The following is a 17,700-nucleotide window of genomic DNA, read 5'->3' as shown; positions in this document are numbered from 1 at the left end:
AGTTCGGGGATGTGGAGGCCCTGGTGAACGCGGTGCCGGGCCCCGTGGTGCGTCACCACGAAGATCTCCAAGCGGCGTACACTTTGGAGGCATTTCATGCCACGCCAAGCAGTCTTGGTGCTGTGTGTCTTCTTCGTAGCGTGCAGCGCCACCACGAAAGCCGTCCATCTGGACACAGGCCAGGACAAGCGCATCGTCCATGTTCCGCGCCTCGGCGTTGCCCCCGTAAAGGTCGGCTTCACAGCCTTCCAAGAGACCGTAGCGGAGCATGGCCGCAGGGTAGCGCCCACTGAACGGCCTCTGCAGTCCGCCCGGCATCTTTTTGGGCTGAGTGAGCGCAGTGGCTGGTACCACTATGAACGCAAGAGCCGGCGCCTGTTCCCGCTGGGAGCGGAGAACGAACTGCAGGTGGAGATTTCTCCCATTGGCGCGGCTTTGAACCGCCAATACGGCCTGTGGTGTAGCCGCGCGTGGGGACCACCGCCCAGGGACTGCTTGCGCCTGCTGGTGGACAGCCCGGTGCTGGACGGCGATGGCAAGTATGCCTTGGCAATGGCCATCGCCCAGGGAGCGGTGCTCGGAGAAATGAAGAACGCCTTCCGGCACATGGTGAATCCCGAAGCCGTGCTGACCACCCTCACCGGTGCGATGACGATGTACCTCATGTTGTGGCTCCTGCCCGAGCCCATCTCGAAGGGCGTGGCCGCGCTCGTGACCGTGGGCCTGGTGAGCTACCTGGGGTGGGAGTTGGTGTGGAAGCTCATCGCCGGGTGGCGCGAACTGGCCGCAACGGTGGATCAGGCCACCACGCTCGAAGAGATCCGTGCAGCAGGTGAGACCTTCGCCCAGGTCATGGGGGACAAGGGAGCAAAGGCTCTCGTGATGATGACGGCTGTGGCGGTGGGGAACACCGCTGCGGGAATGGCGGCGAGGATGCCGGGGCTTCCGGGAGCCGGACAAGCGGCCGTGCTGGCCGAGTCTCAACTGAACATCCGCTTTTCCGCGGCGGCATTGGCCCAGGTGGAATCGGTGGCCATCCATGCCGAGGGGGTGATTGTTTCGCTGGCCCCCACCGCAGTCGCCATGACGGCGCGCGGCAATCCTGGAGAGACGGCCCAACCGCCTCCTTCCGGAGGCCCTGGCGAGTGGGTCCGCGTGGCCGAGCACATGTCCGAGAGCGCCCGGAATTACCAAGCCCAGGTCACGGGGGCGCCCAAGGGCCATGTCTATCGCGTTCAAGGCGGTGACGAAGCCGTGGACTTCGATGGCTTCGCGCAAGGTGCGCTGCTCGAGGTCAAAGGCACTGGGTATGCGCAGTGGGTCGACAACAAGCTGAGCTTCCTCAAGATGTTCGAGGGCGGTCCCAAGATGCTTGACCAGGCACGGCGTCAATTCAGGGCGGCCCGTGGAACGCCGGTCCGGTGGATCGTTGCTGAAGAGAAACTCGTGGGTGTACTCAGGAAGATGTTCGCGGACGCCGGACTCCCGATCGAGGTCATCCATGTTCTTCCAGCGCCCTGAGGAGCGGCCACTCGATGACTGAGACCTACTACGCTGGCGCGTACTGGCGCGCCCGGTCTGAGTCCATCGAAGCGTGCGCGCGGCGTGCGGAGCATTTCTTCGAACTCCTGAGCCGCTGTGATCCGGCCTGGACCCATTGGCATGAAACCGCCAACTCGTTCGAGCAAGCGCGCAAACGCCAGTTCATGACAAGCGCCGCGAGCTTCCAGAACCTGTTCGCGCGAAAGGAGCATCGGATAGGCGATGGGTTTTCCTTCCACCTGTGGACAGGGGAGAACCTGCGAGAAACGTCCAGCGTGAACGGGACGTGCGGTTCAGAAGACCCCTGGCTTTCGTCCACTTGCGTGCTCCAACCCTACGATGAGGGGCCTGTCGCGGAGCGGATGCTGACCGCGCCCACCATGATGGAGGCCCTGCGCGCCATGGCCTTGGCCTGGGAACCCGAATGGGCAATTGCCACCTCGCATCAACACCGCGAGCTGGCAGTCCCAGGGTTTCCACATCCCGGCACCTTCGTGGGGTGGCTCATGTACTTCTCACGGATGAGAGGAAAGGTACCGCCCCTTCCTTCTCCCGTGCGCATCGAGCCCGTGGAGGACAAGGGCACCCTTGTCCTCCTCACTCCCGAAAAGTTCACCGTCTCTGCCGCGGAGCACCTGGCGTTGGCCTCGCGCGTCCACGAAGTGCTGAACGGAGCGGGGCTGCTCCAGCCGCTGCAGCCCTGGCCAATCAGCGGTTGATGACGAAGCCGCAGGCGGAGTCGAGCGTCACCTTCGCCCCCGACAGGGCCCGGAGCAGCCGGTCGTAGTGCAGGCTCTCCGCGTCGAGCTGCTCCTGCACCGCCTCGTCCGGGAGTCCCTGGTGGCCCAGGGACAGCTTCATCCGGGAGAGGGCCGCGTCCCGCTCGGCCTCGATGGCTTTCTTCGCCTTCGCCGCCAGCTTGCCCAGCTCCGCCTCCGCCACCTTCTTGGCCACCGGCACCGCCGCCTCCACGAAGAGGCTGAAGCCCGGGAAGGCGCGCGCCACCTCGTCGCCCTTGAGCGCCTTGCCGTCCGCCTCCAGCGAGGATAGCAGGCCCGGCTCCGCCTTCGGCCCGCCCTGCCCTTCCGCCACCGCCACGTGCAGCAGCGTCCGCTCCAGGAAGCGCGCGATCTGCCGGCTCGGCACCCGCGCGCCCGGCGAGGTGTCCTCCGGCTCCGGCAACTGCACGTGGTAGAGGAACTCCAGCCCCTTGGCCTTCAGCGTCCCCCGCTTCTCGATGAAGCGGAAGCCGCTGCGCCCGTACGGCCCGTCCCGCAGGAAGCCGAACAGCGCCTCCACCAGCGAGTGGCCTGTCGCGAAGTACTCCAGCTCCTCGGCCTCCACCGCCGTGTCGCGCCAGAAGGTGCCCAGCACCGTCCGGTCCTCCATCACGTCCAGCCCCGGCAGCCCCTCCACGTTGAGCGCGTGGCCGAAGTGGAACGCGCACTGGAAGGCGTCTACCTCATCGTCCGTGTCCACCCGGATGCCCACCCGCTTGGCCAGCTCCGTGACGGTCTCCTCCAGCCGCTCGTCCAGGTCTCTCGCCACGCCCCACAGCCCATCCTCCAGCGCGCCGGTCTCCTCGTCCTCGTCCTCCTCGATGCCCATGCGCGCCTGGGCCCGCGCCACCAGCCGCTCCACCGCCGGCTTGTCGAAGGAGCGCAGGTCCAGCAGCGGATCATACGCGCGCTTCACCTGCGCCCGCGCCGCCTCCACCTTCGCCTTCAGCTCCGCCGCGTACGCCACCCGCGCCTCGCGCGGCAGCAGCGCCAGCTCCGACAGCCGGGGCTCCACCTCCTCCAGCACCGCGTCCAGGCCGCCCACCGTCTCGCCGAACACCCCCACCGCGTCCGCCAGCAGCATCAGCACGTCCGAGGCCAGCGTCCCCGCGGGCTCGAAGACGTGGATCTCCACCGGCTTCGACTGTCCGATGCGGTCCAGGCGGCCAATGCGCTGCTCCACCGTCGCCGGGCTCCACGGCAAGTCGTAGTGCACCAGGTGGTGCGCGAACTGGAAGTTGCGCCCCTCGCCGCCCACCTCCGTGCACAAGAGCACCAGCGGCCCCTCGGGGTCCCGGAAGCGCGCCACCTGCCGGTCCCGTTCCACCAGCGGCAGGTCTCCGTGGTAGCCGAGCGCCTCGATGCCCTCGCGCCCCAGCTCCGCCTGGAGCGCCTCCAGCGTGTCGCGGCTCTCGGTGAAGACCAACACCTTCGCGTCCCGCTCCTGCGCCCAGACGCCGCGCAGCACGCCCAGGAAGGCGGTGAGCTTCGCATCCCGCGCGGGCAGCTTGAGGTTCGCCGCCTTGAGCACCGGGTTCGCGCCCACCGCGCCCGCGAACGCCGCGGAGCTCGACTCCAGCCGCCGCAGCACGTTGGCCAGCGGCGCGCCCCGGAGCGAGGAGCCCGCCAGGGCCGCCAACGCCGCGTCCCGCGTCTTCAACTCCTCGGCGGAGAGCTGCACGGGGTGGCGGTGCAGCCGCCGCGTGGAGAAGCCGCCCACCACCGCGCGCCGGTTGCGCACCAGCCGCTCGGACAGGCTGTAGGTCTCCGCCAGGTGCCCCAGCAGCGCATCCCGCTCCTTCAGCCCCTGGAGCTTCGCGTCCCCGGGGAAGCGCTTGGCCAGCGCCTTCACGGCCGCGGCCGACTCGCCCCCTTCCAGCAGCGCGCGCACCGCGCTCGACAGCTCCTCCTGCCTCGCCAGCCGCTCCTCGAAGCCCTTCACCGTGGGCGCCGTGGCCGCGTCGATGAGGGTGAGCAGCCCGTGGTACTCGGCGGGGTCCAACTGCATGGGCGTCGCCGTGAGGAGCAGGAGCCCCCAGCTGTTCTCCGCCAGCCCCTGGGCCGCCTCGAAGGCCTTCTCGCCCTTGAGGTGGTGCGCCTCGTCGATGATGACCAGGTCCCAGAACGCCTCGTCCTCGGCCACCGCGCGCCGGTGCTCCTCGGTGCGCGAGAGCAGCTCCAGGCTCGTCACCACCAGCGGGAAGCGCTCCCACGGGGAGACGTCCGGCTGCTCCTTCAAGGACTGGGCGTACCGGTCCGAGTCCATCAGCGTGAAGAGCTGGTTGAACTTGTGGAACAGCTCCACCAGCCACTGCACCGTCAGGTGGCTGGGCGCCACCACCAGCACCCGGCGCGCCAGCCCCGCGAGCCGCAGCGCGCTGAACACCATGCCCGCCTCGATGGTCTTGCCCAGACCCACCTCGTCGGCGAGCACGAAGCGCGGGCGCCGCGCCGACAGCACGCGCTGCACCACGCCCACCTGGTGCGGCTTCACCATGACCCGGCTGGCCAGCAGCGCGCCGAGCGCGTCACAGCGCCGCTCGTCGTCCAGCACGAGCGCCTGCTTGCGCAGCGTGAAGGCCTTGGCATCCCCCACCCGGCCCTCGCGCAGGGTGCTGAGCAGGTCCGAGCGCGGCGGCAGGGCGCGCAGCTCGGACTCGGGCATCTCGTCCTCCTCGCCCGTGTCCGTGTAGCGGATGACGTAGCGGCGCAGCCCCCGGGCGCCTGGCTCCTCGTTCACCACGGTGGCCTCGCGCCCCTTGGCGGTGACGATGGGCTCTCCGGCGGGCAGCGCATAGGACACCAGGGCCCCGCCCTTGGTGGACACGAGCACCGGCGCGTCCTCCCGCGACGGAAAGAAGATGACCGCCTTGGCGCCCTCCTCCATCAGCGCGGCGAGATGCCCCACGCCCCACTCGGGCTGGGGGAGGTAGCGGACCTTGAGACCTTCGACGAGAGACATGGGACGTCCGGGTGCGGAAGAGTAAAAAAGGGGGTTCGCCTCTTAACCTCCTGGCTGGCGGATGGCCACTCCGCGGCCACCGGGAAATCCCCAGCCCCTGGAACCCGGCAGCCTGGCGGGCCTCCGGGAGAGCCGTCCCCTAGACCTCCTCGAACCATGTGCCCGTGGCGTTCATGCGCTCCAGGGCGTTCTTGATCTCCTCGGAGACAACCAGGGTGCCTGACCACCCTTCAAGCCGGAACACCTGAGCGTTCCCTACCTTCGTTTTGTCGATGCGCAGGCGATCCACGCCCATGTACTGCCCCACCTTGGAGGGAACCCCATCCTCCGGCGTCCAGAAGCTGACCTCGGACGCCTGTTCATCGATGCATCGGATGAGGCGCGTCGCCACAAGGACGAGGTACTGATCCGGCTGGCCCTCGATGTCCGCTGGGATGAGTTGCACATCCCCGGCGGCCAACTCCGACAGCAGGGAAGCCACCTTGACGTGGACGACGGGGATCCTCAATCCCGCCCCGGAGTAGTCCAGGCGCCTGCCTGGAATCTCGATGGGGATTTTCAACCGTCCCTCGACATGTACAGGCATCCCTCGCTTGAAATCCCAGTCATGCACCTTGTGGCCATGACCATCGATGGGCGTATCGAGATGCCAGCGGTGAGGAAACTCAACGTCGTCGGTGAGTTTGAAGAAACGCTGGGCCATACGGCAAGAAGCACCGCAGGAACCTCCGCATGCAAGCCGAGGAGGGGCGAGGAGGCACGCCCCTCCCCGCTCCCCTCCGCGCAAAGCCTCATGCTGTCCAGCTATTGACAGACGCCCCTGCCGAAAGGGCAATATCTCCCCAACGCGGGCAAAGGAATGCTCGCGGTTCGACCGCACGTGAGCGGAAGCACGGTCTCTGCGGGGGGGGAGTTCACATCATGCGCCGCCGGAACTTCATGCCACGTGCAGGGATTGGACTGTCCGCCCTTGCCCTGTCCGGGCTGCTGCCCCTCACCGCGCTGGCGCTGGCCCTGCTCTCGCTGCCCAGCACGTACGCCGACGCCCTGCCGCTCACGTTCGTCCCCGGCCTGCTGCTCCTCGGCAGCCTCCTCGTCCTCAACGGCACCGCCCCGCGCCTGACCCTGTCCACCTCCAGCGCCTCGCCCCACCGCGTGGAGCGCGTCGAGGCCCTCTTCACCGCCGCCGGCCGCATCCTCCCCTCGGTCCAGTCCCCCGAGCTGCTCGCTCGCGCCCTGGCCCGCCTCTGCGTGCCCGAGGCCGCCGATGCCTGCCTCCTGCTCCTCTCCGGCGAGGAGGGCACCCCGAAGACCGTGGCCTCCGCGCACGCCTGCGCCGAGCTGGAGCCGCGCCTGGAGGAGTTCGCGCGCCTGCTGGCCTCGCACCGCGAGGGCCGCATCGCCCGCGCGCTCACCACCGGCCAGGGCCAGCGCTTCGACCAAGGCGCCCTGGAGCGCCTGTGCCGCGAGACGCCCGAGGGCCAGTTCCTCCGCGCCTTCTCCGTGCGCTCCTGCCTCGCCCTCCCCCTCACCGTGGGCCCCCAGGTGCTCGGCGTCCTCGTGCTGATGTCCATCCGCGACCGGCGCAGCTACAGCGCCGTGGATCAAGCCTTCATGGAGGCCCTCGCGGGCCGCGCCGCCCTCACCCTGGACAACCTGCGCCTGAAGGCCGAGGCCCAGCGCACCCTGGAGTTCATCGGCGTCGCGGCGCACGACCTGGGCAACCCGCTGTGCGCGCTCCAGCTGCGGCTGCGGCGGCTGCGCACCCTGGCGGGCACCCCCGAAGGCAAGCTCCAGGAAGGGCTCACCCACGCCGAGCAGGAGACGCGGCGGCTGGGGCAGCTCGTGCACAACCTGCTGGACCTGTCCCAGGTGGACAGCGGCGCGCTCCGCCTGGAGAAGGAGCCCTTGAATCTCTCCGCCCTGGCCCAGCAGCTCGCGGAGCGCCACGCGGACCAGGCCCAGGCCAGCGGGTGCACGCTCACCGTGCACGCGGGGCCCAGCACCCCGGGGCCCTGGGACCGGCTGCGCCTGGAGCGCGTGGTGACCAACCTGCTCAGCAACGCCTTCAAGTTCGGCCGCGGCGCCCCCGTGGTGCTGAGCGTCCACGACGAGCCCGGCCACACCCTCTTGAAGGTGAAGGACCACGGCATCGGCATTGCCCCCGAGGCCCAGCAGCGCATCTTCGGCCGCTTCGAGCGCGCCCCCAGCGCCGAGCGCCAGGCAGGCGTGGGGCTTGGCCTCTACATCGTCCGCCAGCTCATCCACGCCCACGGCGGCACCATCCGCGTCTCCAGCCAGCCCGGAAAGGGCACCGAGTTCACCGTCCGCCTGCCCCACTCCCCGGCTTCCACGTAAACCCAGAGGCCCCAGGGTGTAGGCCCCCGTGCGGAAGTCGTCTCCTCAACGGTGTCTCATTCCCATGTAAAGACAAAAATACATTTTGAATAAACCTGCTGTTCAGCGGGCTCGCACTCTTTCTCATTCTCTTGTGTCGTTCCGTTAGAAGCGGATATTATCCGTGTGGCTCGAAAAGGCCTCTCCCGGAGCCTCTGGTGGGCATGAATTCCACCCCTGTGGGCTCACATCCAAAGTGACACCTCGGAGCCGGGAAGCCAGGGCGCATACCGCGCCCAGTGAGAGTGGAGGAGGGGCCACCATGCGTGGAACGAACGCACCGACCGTGAAGGGCAATGCTCCCGGCAACGCGGGCTCAACGCTGGGTGTGCTGCTGGTGGCACTGCTGCTGAGCACCGCCTGCGGCGGGCCCGAGGCGCTCTCCGAGGCGCAGCCTGCGGAGCTGGGCACCGGCGAGGCGCTGGAGGCGCAGGCCCAGGCGCTCTCGGACGAGGGCGAGCGGCGCGGCTCGCCGAAGGCGGCGCTGGGCGTGGCGCTGGAGGTGGAGGACGGGGTGGGCATGCCGCTGCGCGTGCGCGCCGGGCAGACGGTCTACATCAACCAGATCGACATCCGCTCCAGCGTGGCCGCCTCGAGGGACGAGGGGCTCGCGGGGCTGGTGCGCATCGGCGACTTCGCGGGCCTGGGCTGGCTGGGCGTGCGCAAGGTGGATGAGGAGTTCGAAATCCTGAGCGGCGAGGAGGGCTACAAGCGCCGGCGCTTCTACCGGAACGCGGCGTGGATGGACCTGCCGAGCGGCTTCTTCGTGGAGCCGGTGGACGAGGCGGGCCGGCTCACCGGCGCGCCCATCTTCCTGAACGCCGGCCAGAACGGCCAGCGCCAGGACACGGACGATTTCTTCGTGCGCCGCTTCCGCGCCATCCAGTGGACGTATGACTGCCCGGCGCTGCACGACTGCACCGGCGCGTCCAACTACCTGGAGGAGGCGCTGCTGGAGCTGCGCAACGCCCGCACGCAGGCCAAGCAGAAGACCCTGGCGCTCAACGCGAAGACCCAGGGGCTGCGCCTGCGCTGGACGCTGCGCCCCTTTTCCGCGTACACCATCCCCGTGGAGCAAGTGGCCCAGCCGGCGTATGACTACGGCTTCTCCATGGACGTGACGCCCGTGACGCCGCCCCTCAAGGACGGCACCTACGCGCCCGGCACGGCCGTCACCTTCCGGCTGACCTTGAAGGATGGGTCGGGCAAGCGGCTCCACCCAGTGGGTTGGCTTCCCACGTACAATGATGTCATCTTTGGCGCCAACGACGCGGGCATCCAGTACTACCGCGCCTTCTTCGACCCGACCGCGACGTATTACCGCAGGAAACACCGCGAACGCATGATGATGGCGCAGATCATCGGCCCGGCGCAGCGCATCCAGCCCATCCGGGCCATCATCGACATGGACGCGTTCGTGGACCCCGCCGTGGACGTGCAGACCATCAGCACCGCGGCCCAGGATGGCGTCTTCTCCCAGTTCCGGACGTTTCCCAGCGCCAACAAGCTGTTCGGCGGCGCGTTCGATCCAGTGCACGCCGCCTGGGCCGCCCCGGTCAGCGACACGTGGACCTTCACCGTGCCCGCCAACGCCGAGCCCGGCACCTACCTGGTCACCGTCAAGGGCCGCCGCGTGTTCCTCGGCGAGGACATCCCGTCCAGCAAGACGGTGGAAATTCAGGTGGGCACGAAGCAGCGCACCCAGCCGGCGCTCACCACGGGCCCGTGCAACACCTGCCACAGCGAGGGCGGGGAGCTCTCCACGGTGCTGCACGGCAACGACAACCGCGCCGCGTGTGCCGCGTGCCACGCGCCCCTGGGCTTCGAGCTGGAGGGCCCCGTCTTCGTCCGCGTGCACTTCGTGCACAGCCGCTCCGAGCGGGTGGACACCTCCTTGGCGCAGTGCAGCAAGTGCCACCTGACGAAGCAGAGCGTGCAGCGCACCAGCAAGGCCGCGTGCCTCTCGTGCCACAAGAGCTACCCGAAGAGCCACGAGCAGAGTTTTGGCCCCATCACGAGCATGTACGTGGGGGGGGGCCGCGAATCCTTCCAGCAGTGCACCAGTACCTGCCACACTACACACCCGCAGAGCGGCCTCTAGCCGCCTCCTGCACCACCCTTTTTGGAGGTCCTCCATGGCGCAAGTGAAGATGCAGACGGCTCGAACCACGTTGAAGGAGCCGGCCGCTGCCGCGGAGGACCTGTTCAAACAACTGGGGGGTGTGGTCCCCAAGCTGGTGATGATGTACGCCTCGCGTGAGCGGGACCAGGTGGCCCTCAACCGCGCCGTGCGCGAGCGGCTGCCCAAGGGCTGCCGCCTGGTGGGCTCCACCACCGGCGGCGAGCTGGACAACTCCGGCATCTACTACGGCACCGTGGTGCTCGGCGCGCTCTGGGGCGACTTCGACGTGGGCGTCGGCCTGGGCACCGGCCTCACCAATGACGCGGTGTCCGCCGGCGGCGCCGCCATCAAGCGCGCGTGCGAGGAGCTGGGCGTGCGCCAGGGCGACCTGGATCCGCGCAAGTACGTGGGCCTCGTGATTGACGACGGCTTCCGCTACAAGAAGGAAGAGCTGCTGCTGGGCATCCTCGAGAAGAACCAGACGCTGGTGCTCGTGGGCGGCGGCGCCAGCGACGACAACCGCGATCCGGCCAAGCAGTCCGCCGTGCTGCACGTGGACGGCGAGGTGGCCACCGACGCGGTGCTCGTGGCCCTCTTCCGCACCAACGCCCCCTGGGGCGCGCTGCGCTCGCACTGGTACATCCCCACCAACGAGCGGATGACCATCACCAAGGTGGACGAGACGCACACGCGCGCGCTCGAAATCGACAACAAGCCCGCGGCGCTGCGCTACGCCGAGATGCTCGGCGTGGAGCCGACCGACCTGGAGTTCGGCACCCCGAAGGGCTTCGCCGTGCGCCCGACCGCCCTCAAGGTCGGCCGCGAGTACTTCATCCGCACCCCGTGGAAGCCCATCCTCGAGGACAACTCCATCCTCTTCGCCAACCTGCTGGAGGAGGGCAGCGAGCTGGAACTGATGAAGTTGGGTGACATGGCCGGGATGACCAAGCAGTTCTTCGCCGAGGAATTGCCGCGCCGCGTCCCCAACCCCCAGGCCGCCCTCCTGTTCCACTGCGGTGGGCGGATGTGGTACGCGCACGCCACAGGTAAGGTCCCCGAGCTGGCCGAGACCTTGCGCTTCGCCCCCACGGCGGCTGGAATGAATGTGCAATTCGAGATCTACTCCGGGTTCCACATCAACACCACGCTGACCGTCTTGGCGTTCGGGTCCAATTAACCGATGAGCTCCTCCTCCGTGCAGGCCGAAGGATCGACCCCTCGCATTCTGCTGCTCACCAGCGATCGCGAGACCGAACAGATTCAGAACGCGTTGAACGCCTCCTCCCTCAAGGTCCAGGTGGAGCGCGTCGTCACGCCCGAGGCGCTCCTTCCGTCCTTCTCGCGCCCCTGGGCGCTGGCGGTGATGGGCTCGGAGTCCCCGCTCACCCTCGCGCAGTTGCAGCAGGCCCGCCGCGACGCGAGCGTCTACTTCCCCTTCGTGGTGCTGGCCAAGAAGTGGAGTGACGAGGCCTTCCAGGCCGCCATCCAGGCCGGGGCCTCGGACTTCCTGACGGAGGAGCAGCTCGGGCGGCTCGCGATGATTGTCCAGCGCGAGCTGCGCCCCACCACGACGTTCGCCGATGAGAAGCACCTGCCCATCGACACCATCCTCGACAACCTGCCCTTCATCGTCTTCGTGAAGGACGCGAAGGACCTGCGGTTGAAGATGGTGAACCGCACCTTCGCCGAGCGCTTCAAGACGACGAAGCAGTGGCTGCTGGGCAAGCTCGACCACGACTACTTCCCGCCGGAGCAGGCCACCGCCTTCATGGCGGATGACCGGGAGGTCATCACCAACAAGAAGATGAAGACGTTCGACGAGGTGGCCCGCGTCGTCGACACGGACCGCCTGTTCGCCACGCGCAAGGTGCCCATCACCAACGCGCAGGGCGAGGTGCTCTACGTCATGGGCGTGACGGAGGACGTCTCCGAGCGCCGCAAGAGCGAGGAGATCCTCCGCAACTCGAAGGCAGAGCTGGAGGCCGCCAACCTCAAGCTCGCCGAGAGCCTCGAGGAGCTCAAGCGCTCGCGCGCCGTCTCCGCGCGCTCGCTGGCCAGCTACCAGCAGCGCGCGCTGCAGATGGAGATCATCCGCCAGCAGAACGAGGACCTGGACAAGCTCGCCACGGACCTGGCCATCTCCAAGCGCAACGAGGAGGAGCGCGCCCGTGAGGCCGAAGGCGCCGCGCGGCTCAAGAGCGAGTTCCTGGCCAACTTCAGCCACGAAATCCGCACGCCGCTCAACGGCATCATCGGCTACTGCGACCTGCTCATGCGCGAGGAGGGCAGCCGCCTCACCGCGCACGGCCGCCGCGACCTGAACGTCGTCAAGACGAACGCGAAGACGCTGCTCGCGCTCATCAACGACATCCTCGACCTGTCCAAGATTGAAGCGGGCCGCGTGGAAGTCGTCGTCGAGCGCGTGGACGCGCAGGAGCTGGGCGAGGAGTGCCTCGCCACGGTGCGCGAGTACGTGAAGGGCCGCGACGTGGAGCTCACGCTGCACGTGGAGGAGCGCGCGCGCTACCTCAACACGGACGCGCTGAAGATGCGGCAGGTGATGCTCAACCTCTTGAGCAACGCCGCGAAGTTCACCGAGTCCGGCGAGGTGTCCCTGGGCATGCGCGCCGAGGGCAACGAGTTCGTGATGACGGTGGAGGACACCGGCGTGGGCATGCCGGCCGACCAGCTGCCGTACATCTTCGAGAAGTTCCGCCAGGTGGACGGCTCCACCACGCGCAAAGTCGGCGGCACGGGCCTGGGCCTGGCCATCGTGCGCGAGCTGAGCAAGGTGCTCGGCGGCAACGTGACGGTGTCCAGCGTGCTGGGCCGCGGCTCCACCTTCACGGTGCGGCTGGCCGGGGTGCTGGAGGGCGAGATGCAGGGCGCGCCCGCCCCCGAGCTGGAGAAGATGGTGTCCGTGGAGGACGTGGCGGCGCAGCTGGCGCCCCTGGCCGCGGGCAGCACCGTGCTGGTGGTGGACGATGATCCGCTCATGCAGCAGCTCGTCTCGGGCCAGCTGGAGCCCGCGGGCTTCAAGGTGGTGCCGGCCGATGACGGCGTGAACGCGCTGCGCCTGGCACGCGAGGTGAAGCCCCAGGCCATCATCCTGGACATCCACCTGCCCAAGCTCGACGGCTGGAGCGTGCTCAGCCAGCTCAAGAGCGAGCCCACGCTGTCGGGCATCCCCGTCATCCTCGTGTCCGTGGAGGAGCAGCGCGCGCGCGGCTACTCCCTGGGCGCGTGCGAGTACCTCGTCAAGCCCGTGGAGCCCGACCACCTGGTGGACGTGGTGACGCGCACCCTGGGCACCGCGGCCCTGGCCAGCGGCGAGGTGCTGGTGGTGGATGACGACGCCAGCACGCGCGAGCTCGTCAGCCGAAGCCTGCGCCGCGCGGGCTTCTCCACCAGCGAGGCCCACAGCGGCGAGGACGCGCTGCTCAAGGCGCGCGTGTCGCCGCCGGTGCTCGTGGTGCTCGACCTGATGATGCCCAACCTCGACGGCTTCGAGGTGCTGCGCCGCCTGCGCTCGGACAAGCTGAACATGCCGGTGGTGGTGCTCACCGGCAAGACGCTGTCCGCCCAGGAGCAGGCCACCCTGCGCGACGGCTTCATCGCCTTCGTGCGCAAGGGCGGCCACGCGCTCGAGGACGTCATCGGCCAGGCCAAGACGCTGCTGCTCCAGCAGCGCGCCGCCTCCCCGTCCCGCATCCCGCGCATCCTCTACGTGGAGGACAACCCCCAGAACCGCGACATCGTCCGGCGCTACCTCGGCGGCACCTACGAGCTGCTGGAGGCGGAGGACGGCGAGCACGGCCTGGAGCGCGTGCAGCGCGAGACGCCGGACCTGGTCCTCATGGACCTGTCCTTGCCCCGCGTGGACGGCTGGGAGGCCACCCGGCGCCTGAGGGCGCTGCCCGCGGCCATCTCCAAGGTGCCCGTCATCGCCGTCACGGCCCATGCCGGCCGCGAGTACCAGGACAAGGCCATGGCGGCCGGCTGCGACGCCTACCTGACCAAGCCCCTGGATCGCGAGCAGCTGCTCGACACCATCCGGAAGCACCTGGGGAAGCCCCATGCCTGAAGGGAAGTTGCGCGTCCTGGTCGTGGATGATGATCCCGACCTGCTTGATTTGGTGGCGCGCTCGCTGAGCGCCCATGGCATCGAGGTGGAAACCCACCCCTCGGCCCTGGGCGTCTCCAACCGCGTCCGGGACACCGTCCCGGACGTGGTGCTCATCGATGTGAATTTCCCCGCCCTCAAGGGCGACAAGGTGGTGTCCCTGGCGCGCTTGAGCGCGCCCAAGGACACCCGCTTCATCCTGTATTCGGCCTCCGATGAGGCCCAACTGCGCTCGCTTGCCCTGTCGTCAGGCGCAGACGGTTACTTGTCCAAGAGTGTTCAGGGCGCTGAACTGGCGCAGAAGATCCACTCCTTCCGCCTCCAGCCGCGCCCCGCAGTGGTCCTTGTCTGAAGTTCCGTCCCCTTTCCGGCTGTCCGACTTCCCTCGAATTGCCAGAGCTCTCCCGGAGGGCCCCCCGTCGTGCGTACCCCCGACTACAGTGAGGCTGAAAAACTACGGCGCCAGTTGGAGTCGCCGATGTTCAACGCGCTGTTGAAGAAGTGGGTCGGCAAAGGAGAACTCGATTACGAGGTCTACCTGAAGACGCCGACCCTGCTGAATCTGCAGACGCCGTCCGAACAGCTCGTGCACCACGACGAGCTGCTCTTCCAGCTGACGCACCAGGCGCAGGAGCTGTGGCTCAAGCTGGTCTCCATGGAGGCGGTGGAGGTCGTCGCGGAGATGGACGGCGACCTGCTCTGGCCCGCCACGGGCCGGCTGGAGCGCATGCTTCGCGCCATGCGCTGCCTGGTGGCGGAGATGAACATCCTGGAGACGATGACTCCGGACACCTACCAGATCATCCGCCGCAGCCTGGGCAACGGCAGCGGGCAGGAGTCGCCGGGCTACAACGCCCTGCGCCTCGCCGCGGACGGGCTGGAGGCGGCGCTGGAGCGCGTGCTGACGCGGCGCCAGCTGCGGCTCCTGGACGTCTACAAGGTCGGCGCCTACGGCTCCGAGGACTTGAAGCGCGTGTGCGAGCAGCTGGTGGACCTGGACGAGCTGTTCCAGAACTGGCTCTACACGCACTACCAGATGGTCCGCCGCATCATCGGCGTGGACCGCTCCATCAAGGCGCTGGACGGGCTGCCCACGCAGGTGCTCGCGGGCCGCATGACGCTGCCGCTCTTCCGCAAGCTGTGGGAGGTGCGCGTGGAGATGACCAACGCGTGGAAGCGCGACGGCGGGTACCAGCCCGGCGTGAACCGCCCCGCGGACAGCACCGGGCAGGCCCCGGCCCAGGCGGCGCTTCCGCCGTCCCCGCCGCCCCTGTCACCGCCCCCGCCGCCCGCGGTGCTCCCGCCGCCCGTGACGGTGTCGGTGTCCACGGCGCCGCCCTCGCAGGCGCCCTCGGATGACCCCTGGTCCAAGCCCGAGCCGCCCACCTCGCGCCGGGGCTTCGGGGACCCGACCACGGCCACGCCGCCGCCCATCCCCGCCGCGGTGCCCACCTCCGAAGACCCGTGGTCGCGCCCCGAGCCGCCCACCTCGCGCCGCGTCTCTGGCGAGCCGCAGGAAGAAGCGGCCAGCTCGCCGGAGGCCGAGGCCCGGCCCACCCGCCCCCCGAAGGCCCAGGGACAGCTCTGATGACCGGCAAGACGCTCCAGGCCCTGCGGGCCGAGTTCCCGCTGCTCCAGACGTGCACCTACCTCAACAGCAACTCCACCGGGGCGTTCCCCCGGGGCATGGAGGCGGTGCTCCAGCGCTACGCCCGCACGATGCAGGAGTGGCGGGACGAGGTGTGGGAGGGCTGGTGGGCCGACTGGCACGCTTACGCGGACGCGGTGGCGCGCTTCATCGGCGGGCCCCCGGGCTCGGTGGTGACCGACGGCAACCTCACCACGCTGATGGGCCGGCTCGGCACGTGCTTCGACTTCCAGGGGGAGCGGCGCCGCGTCGTCATCACCGGGCTGGAGTTCCCCACGGTGCCCTTCCTGTGGAGCGGCTTCTCGCGCTACGGCGCGGAGACCGTGGTGGTGCCCGCCGAAGGCAGCCGCGTGGACGCGGAGGCGCTGTGCGCCGCCATCGACGAGCGCACGCGCATCGTCAGCCTGTGCCACGCCAGCTTCGCCACGGGCGCGCTCATGGACCTGGAGCCGGTGGTGAAGCGCGCGCACGCGGTGGGCGCGCAGGTGGTGGTGGATGCCTACCAGTCCGTGGGCGCCGTCCCCATTGATGTCAGCGCGCTGGGGGTGGACTTCCTGCTGGGCGGCGCGCACAAGTGGATGTGCGGCTCGGTGGAGAGCGCCTTCCTGTACGTGCGCCCGGACCTGACGGACTCGCTGCGGCCGGCCGCCACCGGGTGGATGGCCGGTGAGAACCCGCTCACCTTCGAGCCCGCGAAGGCCTGGGCCCCCACGGCGCGGCGGCTCGCGGGCGGCACCCCGGCGGTGCTGCCCTCGCAGCTCTCTCAGGTGGGGCTCGACCTGCTCAACGCCGCGGGCATCCACACCATCCGCGAGCACTCGCTGCGCTGCACCGCGCGGGTGATGGCGCGCGCGGACGAGGCGGGCCTGCCCGTGGTGACGCCGCGCCAGGACGCCCACCGCGCCGGCATCGTCACCCTGCGCTTCCCCGGCGACGCGCAGGTGGCGCGAAGGCTGGTGGCGGGCGGCTTCGTGTGCAGCTACCGCGGCGGCCTGCGCGTGGCGCCGCACTTCTACAACACCCTGGAAGAGGTGGACCTGTTCATGGACCGGCTCGTGGCCGAGGCCCGGAAGGAGGCGGCATGAGCACACAAGCCGCCTCCCCGCGTGCGCTCTTGCACCTGCTGTTCAACGGCGCGCGCGCCCTCGACGTGGTGCAGACGGCGCACCAGCTCGGGCTGCTGGAGGCCCTGGAGCGGGGGCCGGTGACGCTCGGGGCGCTGTGCGAGAAGCAGGGCTTCGTGCCCGGGCGCCTCTACAAGTTCCTCGACTGCCTGGAGAGCCTGGGGCTCGTGCAGCGCGAGCAGACCACGGACGCGCTCGTGGAGGCGCGCTACACGGCGGCGCCGGGCCTGAGCGCGGCGGCGGAGGCCGTGGTGGGCCCGCGCTCGCTGGAGAGAGACAGAGAGAAGTACGACTGGCGCGCGCTGCACGGGCACCTGCCGGAGGTGCTCCGGGGCGAGCGGAGCATGCCGCGCGAGTCCTTCGACTGGCCGCCGAGCACCCCGGAGCAGGTGGCGGGCTTCGAGGCCAGCATGGCCGCGGGGCTGGGCCCCATCCTCGAGGTGTTCCGCACGCACGGCACCAAGCTGTGGCGCCCCGGCCAGAGGCTGCTGGAGGTGGGCGGCGGGGACGGGACGCTGGCGGCGCGCCTGGTGGAGGAGCACCCCGGGCTCACCGTGGACGTCTACAACCTGCCCTCCACCGAGGGGCTGGTGGCGCGCACGCGCGAGAAGCACGCGCTGGGAGACCGCCTGGGCTTCGTGGGCGGAGACTTCCTGCGCGAGCCGCTGCCCGGCGGCTATGACGCCCTCTCCTTCGTGCGCGTGCTGCACGACTGGCCCGCGGAGACGGCGCGCCAGCTCATGACGGCCGCGTACGCGGCGCTGCCCTCCGGCGGCCGCATCCTCGTCTGCGAGGAGTTCCGCACCCAGGAGCGCCTGGCGGCCCAGTTCTTCTGGACCTACTTCCTCATGGGCGTGGACAGCTGCGTGAGCCGGCTGCGCGAGGTGGAGTTCTACCTTCAGGCCTTCAAGGACCTGGGCTTCCAGCGGGCCGAGGTGCTGCCCGGGCCGTTCGAGATCATCACCGCCACCAAGCCGTAGGGAAGCCGGCTCGGGATGAGGGG

General features: G+C 69.3%; 12 protein-coding genes. 10 read left to right on the top strand and 2 right to left on the bottom strand.

Features of this window, described 5'->3' with window-relative positions; translation table 11 throughout:
• The first annotated feature begins 96 nt into the window (after nt 1–96).
• Complete coding sequence (locus KY661_RS00650; RefSeq protein ID WP_225408332.1) at nt 97–1,521, top strand: restriction endonuclease fold toxin 5 domain-containing protein; 1,425 nt, start codon at nt 97–99, stop codon at nt 1,519–1,521.
• Nucleotides 1,522–1,535: 14 nt separating this feature from the next.
• Entirely contained in the window at nt 1,536–2,261 is a 726-nt protein-coding gene (locus KY661_RS00645; RefSeq protein ID WP_225408331.1) for an immunity 52 family protein, read from the top strand.
• Here the strand turns inward: KY661_RS00645 and KY661_RS00640 are convergent.
• Together KY661_RS00640 and KY661_RS00635 are read right to left on the bottom strand one after the other, a co-directional pair.
• Entirely contained in the window at nt 2,251–5,283 is a 3,033-nt protein-coding gene (locus tag KY661_RS00640; protein ID WP_225408330.1) for a helicase-related protein, read from the bottom strand. The genes KY661_RS00645 and KY661_RS00640 overlap by 11 nt on opposite strands.
• Nucleotides 5,284–5,422: 139 nt before the next feature.
• Nucleotides 5,423–5,986 (bottom strand): imm11 family protein, encoded by a 564-nt coding sequence (locus tag KY661_RS00635; RefSeq protein WP_225408329.1) that lies wholly within the window; start codon nt 5,984–5,986, stop codon nt 5,423–5,425.
• A gap of 218 nt (nt 5,987–6,204) precedes the next feature.
• Between KY661_RS00635 and KY661_RS00630 the strand changes: the two genes are divergently transcribed.
• From KY661_RS00630 to KY661_RS00595, 8 genes are all read left to right on the top strand, one after another.
• Nucleotides 6,205–7,641 carry a sensor histidine kinase gene (locus KY661_RS00630; RefSeq protein WP_225408328.1) on the top strand — a complete coding sequence of 479 codons (1,437 nt, stop codon included), beginning with the start codon at nt 6,205–6,207 and terminating at the stop codon, nt 7,639–7,641.
• A gap of 301 nt (nt 7,642–7,942) precedes the next feature.
• Complete coding sequence (locus KY661_RS00625; RefSeq protein ID WP_225408327.1) at nt 7,943–9,781, top strand: cytochrome c3 family protein; 1,839 nt, start codon at nt 7,943–7,945, stop codon at nt 9,779–9,781.
• 34 nt (nt 9,782–9,815) lie between these two features.
• Entirely contained in the window at nt 9,816–10,979 is a 1,164-nt protein-coding gene (locus tag KY661_RS00620) for an FIST signal transduction protein (protein ID WP_225408326.1), read from the top strand.
• A 3-nt stretch (nt 10,980–10,982) separates the two neighbouring features.
• Nucleotides 10,983–13,886, top strand: coding sequence for a response regulator (locus KY661_RS00615; protein ID WP_225408325.1), 2,904 nt, complete (start codon nt 10,983–10,985; stop codon nt 13,884–13,886).
• Nucleotides 13,879–14,277, top strand: coding sequence for a response regulator (locus KY661_RS00610; protein WP_225408324.1), 399 nt, complete (start codon nt 13,879–13,881; stop codon nt 14,275–14,277). The genes KY661_RS00615 and KY661_RS00610 overlap by 8 nt, the downstream gene beginning before the upstream one ends.
• A gap of 126 nt (nt 14,278–14,403) precedes the next feature.
• Nucleotides 14,404–15,513, top strand: a complete 1,110-nt coding sequence (locus KY661_RS00605; protein ID WP_225408323.1) for a tryptophan 2,3-dioxygenase family protein — start codon at nt 14,404–14,406, stop codon at nt 15,511–15,513.
• On the top strand, nt 15,513–16,658 hold the full coding sequence (locus tag KY661_RS00600) for an aminotransferase class V-fold PLP-dependent enzyme (RefSeq protein WP_225408322.1): 1,146 nt from the start codon (nt 15,513–15,515) through the stop codon (nt 16,656–16,658). Before KY661_RS00605 ends, KY661_RS00600 begins: the two co-directional genes overlap by 1 nt.
• A complete protein-coding gene (locus tag KY661_RS00595; protein WP_225408321.1) occupies nt 16,655–17,677 on the top strand; it encodes a methyltransferase in 1,023 nt (340 codons plus the stop codon). The genes KY661_RS00600 and KY661_RS00595 overlap by 4 nt, the downstream gene beginning before the upstream one ends.
• Nucleotides 17,678–17,700: the final 23 nt, after the last annotated feature.

Source organism: Allostigmatella hybrida, assembly GCF_020103775.1.
Lineage (GTDB): Bacteria > Myxococcota > Myxococcia > Myxococcales > Myxococcaceae > Hyalangium > Hyalangium aurantiaca.
Note: the sequence above shows the minus strand (reverse complement) of the source record. Positions and strands in the feature narration are given on the sequence as shown.